The sequence below is a fragment of the Faecalibacterium sp. I4-3-84 genome (assembly GCF_023347255.1).
In the GTDB taxonomy this organism is placed as follows: Bacteria; Bacillota; Clostridia; order Oscillospirales; family Ruminococcaceae; genus Faecalibacterium; species Faecalibacterium taiwanense.
The window spans coordinates 1,486,518-1,501,259 of sequence record NZ_CP094466.1 but is presented as its reverse complement, the minus strand read 5'-3'; the positions used below and the strand labels follow the sequence as shown (position 1 = coordinate 1,501,259).

The window sequence follows — 14,742 nt, the reverse complement described above, 5'->3', positions numbered from 1 at the left end:
CACGCAAGGGGCCGTAAAGGCCAACAACAAAAGAGTTTTTACTGTATCTGCCGGTTTCGGCCCTTCTGGTGAAAATGCGTTTGGAGCAGCCCGCGTTTGCGCAGCAATGAAAGCCCCGGTGGGGCTTTTAAGCGGCGAGCGGTCTGCGTCAGCAGATGGAGGGGCCTTGCCCTGACAAGTTCCGCAGGCCGCGACAAACGCGAAATAAAAAATCTGGATTCCGCTGAATATAGCCAGAGCGAAAGCGGAGGCTATTTAAAATCGAAAAAGGGATACACATCCAGTTTAAAAATAAGTATACCACGTTTTTTGCCTGTGGAAAATAGTCTGCGGATATGTTATGATAAGAAACAACGATATTCCCATAAAATGTTAAAAATGAGGAAGGTAATAGCATGCGTGAAAGTGGAATCCTGATGCCGGTGTCCAGCCTGCCCGGCCCTTACGGTATTGGCTGCTTTGGCAAGGAAGCATTCAAGTTTGTGGATTTTCTGGCACAAGCGGGCCAGAAGATCTGGCAGATCCTGCCGCTCAGTCCCACCGGCTACGGTGACAGCCCCTATCAGAGCTGCTCGGCCTTTGCGGGCAACCCCTATTTTATCGACCTCGACGCTTTGAAGGAAGAAGGCCTGCTCACCGCCGCCCAGCTCAAGGCCGAAAAATGGGGCACAGACCCCAAAGAGGTGGACTACGGCACTTTGTATGTGAGCCGCTTTAAAGTCCTGCGCACCGCCTACGCCGCATGGCGCAAGCAGTGCGCTGGGCTGCACGGCTGCAGCTATTACTTCCCGGATGATTATTATGCCTTTACCCTCGCCAATGAGGAATGGCTGGACGACTACGCCCTGTACATGGCCCTGAAAGTGGCCAACGGCATGAAGAACTGGGTGGAGTGGGACAAGCTCTACCGCCTGCGCGACAAGAAGGCCCTTGCTGCCTTTGCCGCCGAAAACGAGGAAGAGATCGGCTTCTGGAAGTTCGTGCAGTACAAGTTTGCGGCCCAGTGGCAGGCAGTGAAGGCCTACGCCAACAAAAAGGACGTGCAGATCCTGGGCGACATCCCCATCTATGTCTCTGCCGACTCGGTGGATGCATGGGTGGGCGGCGCGCTGTTTGAGCTGGATGCCGACGGCGGCTTTGCCCGTGTGGCGGGCTGCCCGCCGGATTACTTCTCTGCCGACGGTCAGCTGTGGGGCAACCCGCTGTACAACTGGGCCTACCACAAAAAGACTGGCTACGCGTGGTGGGTGCGCCGGGTGCGCCACGCACTGGGCATCTACGACCTGCTGCGCATCGACCACTTCCGCGGCTTCGATACCTATTGGGCCATCCCGGCGGACAGCACCACCGCCCGCACCGGCAAGTGGGAGAACGGCCCCGGCATGGAGCTGTTCGATGCGCTGGAAGCTGCCCTTGGCAAGCTGCCCATCATTGCCGAGGATCTGGGCGAACTGTTCCCCAGCGTGCGAAAGCTGCTGGCCGACAGCACCTTCCCGGGCATGAAGGTGCTGCAGTTCGCCTTTGGCGGCGGGGACAACGAGTATCTGCCCCACAACCACGTCAAGAACAGCGTGGTATATCCCGGCACCCACGATAACACCACCCTGACCGACTGGTGGGAGAACGGCGCTTCCGAAAAGGAAAAGGCTGCCGCTGCCGCTTACCTGCACCTGACCGGCGTAAAGCCCACCGCAAAGGAGCTGGCGGCCATCCGGACCGATGATGTCCGCATCGCTCTGCTGCGCGCAGCGCTGGGGTCGGTGGCTGACCGGGCCATCATCCCCATGTACGACTGGCTGGGTCTGGGTGCGGAAGCACACCTGAATACCCCCGGCAAGCTGGGCGGAAACTGGGCATGGCGCGCCGCTGACGGCTTTGCCGCCAAGGCACTGGCCAAGACCATCCACGACGAGTGCAGTGTGTACTGCCGCGTATAAACAGAAGGCGAAGAGCGGCGGGAGCTTAGCAATTTGACGAAAATGTAAAAACTCCGGCAGAAAATTGTGCGTTTTGCTGGTAAAATCGGAAGCTGAATGGTATAATGTTGCTAAAGCGGCATTATGCCATTTTTCTTTACCTGATGCGTTCCCGGCATTTCCGGAAACAGGACGGGCGCGGGATGCATAATGCGGCAGATGGTTCCTGAACGTATGGGGAACAGGTGACTGCACGCGGGATACGGGAGCGCCGCGTGCGCAGATGATGGGGAAAATTACATGAAGAAAGAATGTACCGAGCAGGATCTACGGGAACTTGCGCGCTCAGCGCAGGCCGTATTTGAGGCAGTGACCCTGACCGAAGCACCGCTTTGTGACGGCTGGCAGGACGATGGCCTGCGGGTGGACTACGAGCTGCGCAATGGCCGTGTGGACTGTGTGCTGCACCGCAGAGTGGAAGCGGACGGCAAATGCTGGGAGCTGGAAATGTGCGCACCGCTGGCAGGCAATGTGCTGCCGGAAGAGCGCATGACACCCCGGGAGCGGGAACTGTGCCGCGAGGATATGAGCCACGATTTCCTTACCGGCGTGTACAACCGCCGCTATCTGGAAACGGTGTTTGCCCAAAAGCTGGAACAGTGTGCAACGCAGGGCCGCAAGGCGGCTGTGGCGCTGGTGAGCATCGACAACGGCCAGAAGCTGCGGGATACCTACGGCCAGCCTGTGATGGACCAGCTGCACTGCTTTGTGGGCAACCAGTGGAAAAAGAGCTTTGATACCCCTGCGGCCCGCGTGGTCTGCCGCCTGACCGGCAGCATCTTTGCGGTGGGCTGTCTGGATGCCGACGGCAAGCAGCTGGCAGAGGAAATGCAGAACCTGTATCGGCAGATGCCCCGGGAATGCATCACCACCACCGGCATGATGCGCCGGGTGCCCTTTACCCTGAGCTGCGGCGTGGCGAGCCTTGAGGATGTGCAGGCCAAGAACTGGCAGGCACTGTACGAGTTGTGCGACGCACGCCTGCGGGAGGCACAGAACGCCGGCGGCGATCAGATGCGTGCAGAATAAAACCAGTGTATAAAATCCCCCTTTTGGCGCAGACTAAGGCCAGAAGGGGGATTTTTTGTATGGAAAACCAGAAAAACGACAACCTGAACCTGCTGGAAGCCGTGGTGCAGAATACCGAGATGGGCAAGAACACCTTGGAACAGATCGTGCCGATGACCGACGATGTGCAGTTCAAGGCCGAGCTGCTGCGCCAGCGCAATGTGTACCACCAGCTCAATCAGGAAGCGCACACCGCCATTGAGGCCTGCGGCGGCACCGCGCAGGGGCAGAGCGCCATGGCAAAGCTGAACACGAAAATGGGCATCAGTATGAAGACCCTCACGGACAAGTCCACCCGCAATCTGGCCGAGATGCTCACACAGGGCAGCGGCATGGGGGTGGTGGACTGCGTAAAGGCCCAGAAGGATTACCCCAATGCCGCGCCCGGCGCAAAGCGCCTTGCCCAAAGACTGCAGGAGTTTCAGGAGGATAGCCGGGTAAAGCTGGAACAGTTCTTGTAAAAGAAAACCCTCTCAGGCTCACTTTGTTCGCCAGCTCTCCCGAAGGGCGAGCCATTGGCAAAACGGAAAACGTTTCCGGAATGTCAAAAGCTCCCCCTTTCGGGGGAGCTGGCAATGCTAAGCATCGACTGAGAGGGTTCTTTTTTACAGTGCTTCCACCATTGCTGCCACGATCTTGGTGGCGGTGGCTACATATTCCGCAATGCTGAACTTTTTCACCACCAGCACCTCGTGGCCGTCCTCGTCAGCGTTGTCGCTCATGGCGCGCAGGATGACGCAGGGCACACCGTTCTTGGCGGCGATCTGGCTCACAGCGGCACCTTCCATCTCCACGCAGTCGGGGGCGCATTTGGCTTCAATGGCAGCCTTGGTTTCACTGTCGCCCACAAACAGGTCGCCGGTGGCGATCTTGCCCACCAGAGCCTTCACACCCGCTTCGGCGCAGGCTTTTTCGGCGGCAGCGATCAGCTCCGGGTCGCCGGTGTATTCCTTGAGGAACGGCGGGTTCTGGCAGATCATGTCCAGCTGTGCGTCGTGGTACAGCACGGTCTTGCCGATGACCACATCGCCAATGCCGATCTTCGAGGTCATATTGCCTGCGATGCCGGAAAAGATGATCTTCTCCGCGCCGAATTTTGTGATGAGCACCTGCGTGGTGGCGGCGGCATTGGCCTTGCCCATGCCGGCACAGCACACCACCACCTGTTTGCCGGCCAGCGTGCCCTTGTGGTAATCCACGCCGCCGTAGGGCTCCACGGTGACGTTTTCCAGCTTTGCACACAGCTGATCGACTTCATCGGGCATTGCGCCCATAATACCAAAGATCATAAGATTTTACACTCCACTTCTGACAGTCAGATTCGGTCACTATAAGGCAAAGATTTGATATAACGTTCCATACAATCAAAATCGGGAGAATGATTTTTTGATGGCAACTTAATAATAGAAGTTTCCATAATAGATTTTGTCCATTTTCGCCCATAATTGTACTTTGGCCGTTCCAATTTTATAACGGTCGCAATGAAAAGACCAATATACTTATTGAGGGTCCAGTTCTTTGGATAAAGTATATTGATATCGTCAGAAGCCCAAAATGGTTCGGATTGATAAAATGCTTCACCAACACTGCCATTATAATTAACAGTGATACAGTTGGGAACCCATAAAAAATCTGCGGTTATTTTTTGTCGGACGCCATTGTTGCTGCTGATAGCGCCAAGATAATTGTCAGGGCCATTAAACATATTCTCTTTTGTAAGACGTTTCCCTTTTTCAATTGAAAAAAGATCGCCTAACATAAATTCTTCCCAAGAGAAAGGATTGAGGGTTTGTATGACACATGGAATAAAGGTATGAATTGGTTTATGATGAAGAGAACGAATATACAGGTCCATATAGTCCCAATCTGGTTGCCAGTCTTTTGCAGGAAGTTTTAAAATTAAATCGTCAAGTGTTTTATTTGCCTGACGTCCATAATTATAGCGGTATTTGTTTTTTGAGATGATAGTACAGCAGAAAAGTTTGGCATAAATAGAAATAGGAGTCTTGGGGAGTAAGAGATATAAATCTCGACCACTATAAAAGTCGCGTGTTTGAACAAATGTGGATAAGACACTTCCACCTGCGGCGCAAGTTATAGTCCCAGCTGGCTGGGGGACAATACCGTCTATTGGTTCAACACGTGCGACAACACCGTTGTTTTCAGATGTGCGAGCAACAAAATTGATGCTGTTAGGCGACGTAGAAGGCGTGCAGTTTACAAGTTCAAGATTTACACCATATTGAGTAAAAAACAAATCACCCAATCGGAATTCTTTCCAAGAGAATGGCTCAAGGTTCATAAACTTTTCCTTCCTTAACTAGATAAGCAAGATAATCGTTCAAGGTTGCTTGGAAATCTTCTTGCGTCAGTTGGGAGTAGTCCGTCTTCATATAGGCTTCACAAAGCCATTCCATCTCGGCATCGACACAGGCTTTGGCGGTTACACCATCAATGACTTCTTTTTCACGATAAAGATGCAGCCACTGTGCTTTAATCGATTCCCAACGGTTGTATGCATCGACTCGACCAAGTTTTTTGCGTTTTACAAAACCATCGTTTTTGTAATATCCAAAAAAAGTAGAGAGCAAAGGATTATGAGGCTTCCCGGCTTCCCAAACCATTACACATACGCAGGTTCCGGCACCCTGACCGTAGAAAATATCATCAGGCATGGAAAAGACTGCTTTCAAGGTATGATGTTCCATAAGTCTTCGGCGGATTGATTTGAATTTGGTACCAATCGCACAACTCATAGGGCATACAATAGCGACCTCGCCGCCTTGTGTGATGAGACTAAGCTCTTGTTCCAGAAATTCAAGTTCACTATGATCTTTTTGAGAATAGGGTGGATTTAAAAGCCCTTTATTAAAGATGACCGGATTTCCGGCGGTATCATGAATTCCTTTCAGTTGATTTAATGTGAAAGGGTCAAAACAGTCACCGTGGATGATATGCGATTTTCCATCCTTTCGCATGATCATATTTGCAAGTGCAAGTGTATGAATATCGGAATCCTGTTCTATACCATAAAGATTGTTTTTTCGAATATATTCAATTTCTTCTGGGGTGGAGGCCTGCTTGAACATATGTCCCATGGCTGTGACTAGAAATGCACCGCTTCCACAGCAGATATCGACAACATGGGAGTTCTTATCGACATCAATCAAATCGACCATAAATTCCGTCAAATGTTGCGGCGTAAGAACGATGCCAAGAGAGTTTCCGTCGCCAGAAGAATAACTTATAAATTCATGATAGAAAATGCCAAGAGCATCAATGGTGTTTCCAACATAGTCCATCATAGGTTTGATTTTCATTTCAAGCTGATTGATATACCAGCGCAGAGAGTTGTCATCAGACAAAGGCGTTGCACGTAATTTAATAACAGACCGAATTTCTCGAAACTTATTTTGAATTTCTTCAATTTTATCACGATCAATTTCACCATCATTAAGGACGCGCTTTATTGCGGAGCAACAACTATCCAAAAGTGTATCAAAATTTGAAATTCGGTCATAGTCATTGCTAAATGAATCATCTTGCAACGCAATAAGGATGCCAGCAATTAAAAGAGGCTTTTGCTTCTCAGTCATTTTATTGACACGAAGGGAATCATGAATATTTACAGCAGTCGCTTTGACTTCAGAGAGACTGTATTCTTTTTGAACTTTTTCACCGTGGACGAGCTTTAAATAGTTTTCGGGTTCAAGAATGATGTTTTTAGACTTGGGAAGATCAATATAAGAAGCCTGCTCTTTAGGCCAATAGCAAGCATCGACCAAAACAGAAGACTTTTGGGCTCCAGAAATACCGATAGCAATAACATTGAAGCAGGATTTTAAATATTTTGCATAGTAAAGAGCGCCGTCCAACGCATAATCTTTGGGGCGATTGAGCTCTGGACTACGATGCTTTCGAGAGCTGTTTTTGCATTCGACAACAATAATTGTCTGAAGGTCGTGCTTTAATGTTATAACATACTCCGGCTTGGCACGACCAGAACCACGGCGAGTATAATCAAAAAGATTACACTCCTTAGGCTTTCCGCCAGCAGTTTTAAGAGCAGAGTTAATATCGGAGTTTGGTGTAAGTTCACCCTGAACATACACATATCCAAAGGGATTTTCGCCATATTGAAGAATTCTCATTTCCTGCTCGGTGAGTTTTTCTGTATATTTTTCTATTTTAGTCTGTGCCAAGGACATGATTAAGCCCTCCTTTACGTATAAAATGACGATTCAAAGAAGATTATATTACACGTTGAACAGGAACTCGATCACATCGCCATCGTTGACAACGTATTCCTTGCCCTCGGTGCGCTGCAGACCCTTAGCCTTGACGGCGGCGTAATCGAAGTTGTTGGCTTCCAGATCGCTGTAGCCAATGACGCTGGCACGGATGAAGCCGCGCTCGAAATCGCTGTGAATCTTGCCGGCAGCCTGCGGTGCCTTGGTGCCCTTGCGGATGGTCCATGCGCGGCACTCCTTCTTGCCGTCGGTCAGGAAGGAGATCAGGCCCAGCAGATCATAGCTGGCAGTGATGAGGTTGTCCAGACCACTGGCTTCAATGCCCATTTCAGCCAGAAAAGCCTTCTTTTCCTCGGGAGAGTAGTCGGCGATATCCTCCTCGGTCTTGGCGCAGATGGGAATGTAGCGTGCGCCCTCTTCCTTGGCGCGTGCGGCCACCAGCGGGACATACTTGTTGTTTTCGATGCCCTCCATCAGGTCGTCCTCGCCCACGTTGCAGGCGTACAGCACCGGCTTTGCGCTCAGCAGGCCCATTTCATGCAGCACGGTCTGCTGCTCGGCATCGCCCTCGTCAAAATCGAAGCTGCGGGCAGGCTTGCCGGCGCTCAGGTGGTCGGCCAGCTGCTGCAGCCATGCGGCTTCGGCGGCAGCACCCTTGTTGTTGCCGCTCTTGGCAGCCTTTGCCATGCGGCCTGCGCGGTTCTGCACCACCTCAAGGTCGGACAGGATCAGCTCGTAGTCGATGGCATCGATGTCGGCAATGGGGTCCACGGCCTCAGCCTTGGAAACATCCTCCACCACATGGATGATGTTGTCATCGTCAAAGCAGCGCACTACATGCACAATGGCATCGCACTCGCGGATGTGGCCCAGGAACTTGTTGCCCAGACCCGCGCCCTGACTGGCACCCTTTACAAGGCCCGCGATATCCACGAACTCCACGATGGCAGGGGTCTTTTTATTGGTCTGCCAGATCTCGGCCAGCTTGTCCAGACGCTTGTCCGGCACGGCTACGATGCCGCTGTTCGGCTCGATGGTGCAGAAGGGATAGTTTGCGGCTTCTGCGTTCTTGGTGGAGGTGATGGCATTGAACAGAGTGGACTTGCCGACGTTCGGCAGGCCGACGATTCCTAATTTCATATATACTCATTCTCCTTCGATTTTTCCTTGATTTGCAAGGGTTTTCGGGTTTTGGCTTTTCGGCTACTACGCCATTTTTACGCCATTTTCGCATTGAGTTTTATGTCAGAAAACCCTTTTGACTCAAACTGCCGTACAGCTTGGTCGAGCGAATCGGTAGTTACATGAACATACCTATCCATCGTTGTCTTGATACTGGCATGACCCAATAGCTTTTGCAGCACTTTCGGCTGCATACCACTTTCGATGGCTCTTGTGGCGTAAGTATGGCGTAGAGCGTGCATACAAAAGCGATTTATCCCTGCTTCGTCGCAGAGCTTGTAAAGGTGGGTATCATAGGAGCTGTTCTTCGCTGGCTCTCCTGTACGCCAGTTGATAAAAACAAGGTCACGCATAACAAGCTGTGAGGTTGTGCCTGTGCGCCTGTCTATGTATTCAAGCGTCTGTGAAAGCAAGGGAGATTCTTTCCTGTTATCCCGGCTATCCCAAATGCTTTTCAGAATATCGTAGGCTCTGTTCGTCAAGGGAATTGTGCGATAACTCTGTTGAGTCTTTGGAGGACCTGCACGCCAGTATTTTTGAGCGTGCCTAAACTCCAAAGTCTTGTTGACCGTAAGTGTTCGTTTTTCAAAGTCAATCGCATCCCAAGTTAATCCAATCATTTCGCCAGTACGCAAGCCTGTTTCGAGGATAAGGGCGTATTGGTTATAGTTGTGGGAACGCTGGGCAACTTCAAGAAAACGTTGTTGGTCATCGCAAGTAAGAAACTTTATATCATCCACAGCACGAACTGGCTTTGTAAACCGCACACCATCCATTGGGTGTCTGGCAATCAAGTCATTCATTTTCGCCGCCTTGAACAATGTGCCCATAGCAATATAGGCTTGTCGGATAGTAGAACCAGCATAATCAGCGTCCATCCGAATCAAGACTTGCTTACAGTGCATGGGCTTGACATTGGCAATCGCCATTCTACCGATAACGGGCTGAATGTTTTTGGAATATCGCTCCCGATAATTGCGGAGCGTATTAGGGGCTAAGTCACCTACTATATTTTCAATCCAGAAACTAAACCATTGGTCAACCGTTGTTTCGGTGGCAACAAAAACTTCTTCGTGCTTGTCGGCATATTTCGCTTCTTCCATCCAATTCCTTGCTTCGGGAATAGTCTGAAAATATTTCTCATGCCTTTTTCCTGTTTTATCAACAAATCGTGCGCTGTATAAACCGTCCTTTCTTTGGTAGATACCCTTACCGCAGTCTTTTCCTTTGAGATTTTTTCCCATGAAATGCTCCTTTCCCTTGAAGGGAAATGGACGCACTGCTACACGATAAGTATAGCAGATTTTGTCCATTCCCTCAAGTAGTTATTGTGAAAAACTCTCCGGCAATTTGTAAATTTTTCGGAACTTCTTATATCACCAGTTTCTCACTGATGAATTGCTCAAATTCCTTTCGTTTGACCAGCTTCTTTGTGCCGACAAACAAAACGAAGGGGCAGTTGGGCGAGCGGAGCATACTGTCGATCTTGTTGATGCCGATGTTGCTGTATTCTGCCGCCTCCTTGGTGGTCAGTGTCATTTTCAGATGGATCGGAACTGTGCCGATGCAATTCTCCATGTAAAAGCTCCTTTCTTGGGTTTATCAGCCGAGCAGACGAGCCGCCGTTTTCAGATTGTCGGCAGCGGTGCTTTTGCGGAAGCTGTCTCCATCGAACATGATCGGGACGCAGACCTCCAAGATGCGGTCATAAATTCGGCGGTCATCCAGATCGACAGCTTGCTTCATAACGGAAAGCGGGATATTCGTGGTGACGATCATGGGCTTGCCGGTCAGCAGCCGTTTGTCAACCACATCGAACACTCGCTCCTTACCGAAGCTGGTGTTACGTTCTGCCCCCAAATCATCCAGAATGAGGAGGTCGGGGCGCATAAGCGATTTCATGTAATTGTCGCGGTCCGAACCGAAGTTACCCTGCATACGGTTGACTACATCAGACATTCCCACAAAGAGGACGGACTCCAGACGGTCAATCAGAGCGTTGGCAATGCATCCAGCGGCATAGGATTTTCCCGTGCCGACATTCCCGAACAGGAGCAGCCCGATTCCTGCTTTTTTGAACTCGTCCCAGTTCTGCGCGTAACCCCTCGCCTTTGCAAGCTGGGGCGTTGTAACTGCGGCTGACTCAAACCGCCAGCCAGCGGCGGGCATATCGCGGAACGCCTCGCTGCGGAGCATCGTCATGTAAGACATTCTCTCATATTCCCGACGCTCCGCTTCTTCCCGTTCTCGGCGTTCGGCGACGCACTTGCACATAACCGGGTGCTTGGTAAAGCCCTGTGCCTGAAGGTCTGCGGGGTAAAAGGCTTCTTTCGGCGTATGGCACTTGCCGCAGTATTTCAGCCCATCAGCGGAATTGATGTAATCGTCAGGTGCGGCATTAGCCGCTTCAACGGCATCAACCATTTTTGTAAAAATCGGATTCATAGACACTCTCCCTCGTTATCGTCGTAAGTGTAGTTTTTCGCTCTCCTGCCCTTGCTGTCCTCGTCCAACCACTTCTTGATGGTGGCGTAATGATTGGCATAGTGCCTGTCATTGGAAGCCATGTACCGGGACAGCCGCTCAATGTATTCGGCAGCTTTGCCGGGATAAGCCGTCTCCAGCCGGGAATATTCCTCTCCTGACAGAAAAACATTTTGATACTCTCCATATCGGCGGCGCGTACTCTCTACTCTTTCGGTCTTACTCTGTTCTTTATATTCTGTATTAGTATTACTTGTGGGCAATTTCTGCCCATCAAGAGGGGCGGTTTTCTGCACTTCTGAAAGGCAGCCTTTGCCCATCAGAGGGGAAGAAAGCTGCACCCCATCGGGTATTTGCAGAAACAGCCTGTTAGCCTTGGTCAAGCCCTGTCGGACGCGAGTCAGCAGCCCGGCATTTTCCAGTTCGCACAAGGCGGTTTTTACCGTTCTTTCGCTCCGATTCAGGTCATTCGCCATCTGCTTGATTGTGTAGATGACATACACATTTCCGTCCTCTGATACCCACCCCGATTTTTGCGAAAGCATCGTGCGATTCAGCAGGAGGGCATACAGCAGTTTAGCGTTGATGGAATGTTCGCTGACTACCATAAATTGTGGCAAAGGAATGAACGGTGGGAGCGAGGTATCAATCTTGATATAGATGGCGTATCACTTCCTTTCGGTGTCTGCGGTATTCATGGTGGCGTTCCATCGGGTCCGCGAGGGGAGTACGCAGATGTACCACCCTTTTTTGCCCTCTTGGATTGATAATGCGGGCAAATAACGACAACCGCCCGGAAACTCTGCTTGCAATCGTGGACGCAGCGGCGGCAGAGCGTGTTGTACGCCTTGCGTCCCCGGTCATTCAGGAAGAACGACCATTCCAGCTTTTTTGATTTGCTCATGCGCGGCATATCTGTACTCCTTTCCCGAATTACAATTCGTTTCTCTGCTGTACTTTCAGCAGCTCCCATACGTCAGCCATCCGTTCTTTCAGCTCGGCAACGTCGGCATCGTAGAAATGCCCGGTGCTGTTGATGCGGCGGCAGACGTGGTTGATGTTTGTGGCAATCCTGCTGACAGCGGCAGCTAACTTTTTCTGCTCGGTGTAATCGACCTTGATGATGTACCCGTCAATCAGCATTTTCCGGGCATACGCGCCGAAGTTGCGGGTGCCGAGTTGATTCATCTTGTGGCGAACTACGCTCAATTCCTGCTCATTTAGGCAGATTTCCTTGCGGATGGGTCGTGTGCGGTCTGGCATATCAAAGAACTCCTTTCACTTTACAACGGACACCTTTTTGCCGTTTGTTGAGTATGGCGGCAAAAATTTTTTCCTTTCACTTTACAACGGACATTTTTAAGTCAAAACGCAGGTATCGAAACGGAAGATTTTCAAAAAATATGCGCCCCTGCTTTTGCGAAAGCGGGAGCGCGTTGTATCTGCGGATATGAGATTTGAGAGAGTAGCAAGCACATCCGGTGTCCGTACACACCGGAAAAATGAGCGGTTCAGCCTTGCGCCCGAACTGCTCATTTTGTTGTTGGGGAATCCCCACACCCCTTTCATGTCTGAATTGAAAATACTTCCTGAACTTTTCAGAAAGCCCTTGCTTTTATTCGCTTTGACGATTATAATTATACTGTGATTTTATAAGCAGACGCGGAACTTAACTGCAACAGGAGTGCTACCCATGAAGTATTTATCTATCGCGCAAACCGCCGAACGCTGGGGCATCTCCACCCGCCGTATTCAGATTTTGTGCGGCGAGGGGCGCGTCCCCGGTGCTATCCGCATTGGCTCGGTCTGGGGGATTCCAGAGGACGCAGAGAAGCCAGCGGACGCGAGAATCAAGAACGGCAAGTATATCAAAAAAACTGCCGAAAATGAAAAATAAGCCGCAGATTATATCAGCGACTCTAACTCGAAATAATGGGGTCTATTCCACCTCGCGGGTGCGAATGGGCGCACTGATCCCTTGTCACGAATCTACCTAAATCGTCGATTCGACAAACGATGACAGTGTTTGACAAAGATTTAGTCCTTCCGAGACAGGATAGGTCTTTCACCACAATAACCACTGCACAGGCATAGACAGGAGTGACCCTCATTACTGCTGAGGGTCAAGGTAGAAAAACCCTCATTTGAAATGAGGATAACACGATTATGGAGGAAATCAGCCATGCCAACACTTGAATGGATTGGAAAGAGCAAGGTTATCAATCATCATCAGGAAGTTCCGTTCCGGGTGTTGGAGCGCAAGTATAGCTTTGACGAAAACGGGGAGCATAGCGAGGACAACGGCAGCGACAACATGATTATCCGGGGTGACAACCTTGAAGCCCTGAAAGCCCTGCTGCCCCGGTACGAGGGGCGCGTCAAGTGCATCTACATCGATCCGCCCTACAACACTGGCAACGAGGGCTGGGTTTATAACGACAACGTCAACGATCCGAAAATCAAAAAGTGGCTGGGTGAGGTTGTCGGCAAAGAGGGCGAGGACTTGACCCGTCATGACAAGTGGCTGTGCATGATGTACCCGCGCTTGAAGCTGCTGCAAAAGCTGCTGGCGGACGATGGTGTTATTTTCATCAGCATTGATGACAGAGAGCAAGTATTACTACGGATGATATGTAACGAAATTTTTGGTGAAAATAATTTCTTGGCACAATTTGTTTGGCAAAAACGCACCTCTCCCGATATGCGTAAATTGGTAAGTACCGCCCACGAATATGTATGCGCGTATTGTAAAGACATCTCTTATCTCCCTAACGCAATAAGCAAAGTTGCATTAAGCGAAGAAGATGCCGAGAATTATAAAAATCCAGATAATGACCCCCGTGGTCCGTGGGCATCGAGCGATTTTACAGCGCAGGGTTTTCGTCCGAACCAGATGTATGAAATTATTACACCAGGCGGAGCGAGATATACTCCCCCAGAAGGTCGTTGTTGGAAAAACGTGGAGAGTGAGTTTATCAAGCAACGTGATGAAGGACGAATGTGGTTTGGAGCTGACGGAAAGGGCATACCGCGTCGAAAGACCTACTTATCTGAACGGGAGGGTAAAAACGTTTGGACTTGGTGGGATAACAAGGGCGTCGGGCATTCGCAGGAAGCTACAAAAGAGATTGGAAAAATCTTCGGTACGCCAACAGCTTTTGACTATCCAAAACCTGTTCGATTGATACAGCGTATAATTCAAATTGCTACAAGAAAAGACTCGATTGTACTTGATTCTTTCGCTGGGTCTGGTACAACAGCGCAAGCGGTTCTTAACATGAATAAGCATGATGGTGGATGCAGAAGAATCATCCTTGTTGAAATGGGAGACTATGCTGACAGCATCACCGCCGAACGCGTCAAGCGTGTTATCAATGGCTACGGCGAGGGCAAGAATGCCGTGGCGGGTACGGGCGGCAATTTCAGCTTTTATGACTTGGGCGAACCGCTGCTTGTGGGCGATTGCCTGAATGAAGCGGTTGCCCCAGAGAAAATCCGGGAATACATCTGGTTCATGGAAACCAAGCAGCCCTACGCCCCACCTATCGGCGACAATCCGTATTACCTCGGCAAGCACAACAGCACAGGCTATTACTTCTACTACGAGCCGCAGCGCGTGACGGTACTGGATTATGCGTTTCTCTCCACCATTACGGAAAAAGCTGATGGGACGGTGATCTACGCCGACCGCTGCTCTATCAGCGAGGATAAGCTGGCAAAAATGGGCATCACATTTAAGAAAATTCCGCGCGATATTAGCAGACTGTAAGGGGGTGTTCGCT

15 protein-coding genes are annotated in these 14,742 nt (G+C 50.5%); 5 read left to right on the top strand and 10 right to left on the bottom strand.

The annotated features are described in order from the left end of the window. Positions 1 to 395 precede the first annotated feature (395 nt). The 3 genes from malQ to MTP41_RS07440 all read left to right on the top strand — a co-directional run bounded on the left by malQ (position 396) and on the right by MTP41_RS07440 (position 3,505). On the top strand, positions 396 to 1,937 hold the full coding sequence (malQ, locus tag MTP41_RS07450; RefSeq protein WP_249236517.1) for a 4-alpha-glucanotransferase: 1,542 nt from the start codon (positions 396 to 398) through the stop codon (positions 1,935 to 1,937). Positions 1,938 to 2,216: 279 nt separating this feature from the next. Next, on the top strand, positions 2,217 to 3,005 hold the full coding sequence (locus MTP41_RS07445; protein ID WP_249236516.1) for a GGDEF domain-containing protein: 789 nt from the start codon (positions 2,217 to 2,219) through the stop codon (positions 3,003 to 3,005). Between the two features lie 59 nt (positions 3,006 to 3,064). Beyond that, positions 3,065 to 3,505: a hypothetical protein gene (locus tag MTP41_RS07440; protein ID WP_044953312.1), complete on the top strand. Its 441-nt coding sequence runs from the start codon at positions 3,065 to 3,067 to the stop codon at positions 3,503 to 3,505. 144 nt (positions 3,506 to 3,649) lie between these two features. Here the strand turns inward: MTP41_RS07440 and MTP41_RS07435 are convergent, their stop codons facing one another. From MTP41_RS07435 to MTP41_RS07390, 10 genes are all read right to left on the bottom strand, one after another. Next, on the bottom strand, positions 3,650 to 4,333 hold the full coding sequence (locus MTP41_RS07435) for a 5'-methylthioadenosine/adenosylhomocysteine nucleosidase (protein ID WP_097774171.1): 684 nt from the start codon (positions 4,331 to 4,333) through the stop codon (positions 3,650 to 3,652). Positions 4,334 to 4,359: 26 nt separating this feature from the next. Beyond that, positions 4,360 to 5,346 (bottom strand): restriction endonuclease subunit S, encoded by a 987-nt coding sequence (locus MTP41_RS07430; protein ID WP_097777076.1) that lies wholly within the window; start codon positions 5,344 to 5,346, stop codon positions 4,360 to 4,362. Next, the gene (locus tag MTP41_RS07425) at positions 5,336 to 7,252 is read right to left on the bottom strand and encodes an HsdM family class I SAM-dependent methyltransferase (RefSeq protein ID WP_242959184.1); all 1,917 of its coding nucleotides are present in this window, start codon (positions 7,250 to 7,252) and stop codon (positions 5,336 to 5,338) included. The genes MTP41_RS07430 and MTP41_RS07425 overlap by 11 nt, the downstream gene beginning before the upstream one ends. A gap of 48 nt (positions 7,253 to 7,300) precedes the next feature. Further along, positions 7,301 to 8,434, bottom strand: coding sequence for a redox-regulated ATPase YchF (ychF, locus tag MTP41_RS07420; protein ID WP_097777075.1), 1,134 nt, complete (start codon positions 8,432 to 8,434; stop codon positions 7,301 to 7,303). 77 nt (positions 8,435 to 8,511) lie between these two features. Further along, complete coding sequence (locus MTP41_RS07415; protein WP_009323456.1) at positions 8,512 to 9,720, bottom strand: tyrosine-type recombinase/integrase; 1,209 nt, start codon at positions 9,718 to 9,720, stop codon at positions 8,512 to 8,514. 127 nt (positions 9,721 to 9,847) lie between these two features. After that, positions 9,848 to 10,054, bottom strand: a complete 207-nt coding sequence (locus tag MTP41_RS07410) for a MerR family transcriptional regulator (protein WP_009323457.1) — start codon at positions 10,052 to 10,054, stop codon at positions 9,848 to 9,850. A 24-nt stretch (positions 10,055 to 10,078) separates the two neighbouring features. Next, positions 10,079 to 10,921: an ATP-binding protein gene (locus tag MTP41_RS07405; protein ID WP_009323458.1), complete on the bottom strand. Its 843-nt coding sequence runs from the start codon at positions 10,919 to 10,921 to the stop codon at positions 10,079 to 10,081. Next, positions 10,918 to 11,568 carry a replication initiator protein A gene (locus MTP41_RS07400; protein ID WP_009323459.1) on the bottom strand — a complete coding sequence of 217 codons (651 nt, stop codon included), beginning with the start codon at positions 11,566 to 11,568 and terminating at the stop codon, positions 10,918 to 10,920. Before MTP41_RS07400 ends, MTP41_RS07405 begins: the two co-directional genes overlap by 4 nt. Before the next feature lie 86 nt (positions 11,569 to 11,654). Then, positions 11,655 to 11,873, bottom strand: coding sequence for a hypothetical protein (locus MTP41_RS07395; RefSeq protein ID WP_009323460.1), 219 nt, complete (start codon positions 11,871 to 11,873; stop codon positions 11,655 to 11,657). Between the two features lie 20 nt (positions 11,874 to 11,893). Beyond that, positions 11,894 to 12,223, bottom strand: a complete 330-nt coding sequence (locus MTP41_RS07390) for a plasmid mobilization protein (protein WP_009323461.1) — start codon at positions 12,221 to 12,223, stop codon at positions 11,894 to 11,896. Positions 12,224 to 12,653: 430 nt separating this feature from the next. Between MTP41_RS07390 and MTP41_RS07385 the strand changes: the two genes are divergently transcribed. Beyond that, positions 12,654 to 12,857: a transposase gene (locus MTP41_RS07385; protein ID WP_009323462.1), complete on the top strand. Its 204-nt coding sequence runs from the start codon at positions 12,654 to 12,656 to the stop codon at positions 12,855 to 12,857. 285 nt (positions 12,858 to 13,142) lie between these two features. Continuing rightward, positions 13,143 to 14,729 (top strand): site-specific DNA-methyltransferase, encoded by a 1,587-nt coding sequence (locus MTP41_RS07380; protein WP_177896389.1) that lies wholly within the window; start codon positions 13,143 to 13,145, stop codon positions 14,727 to 14,729. Positions 14,730 to 14,742: the final 13 nt, after the last annotated feature.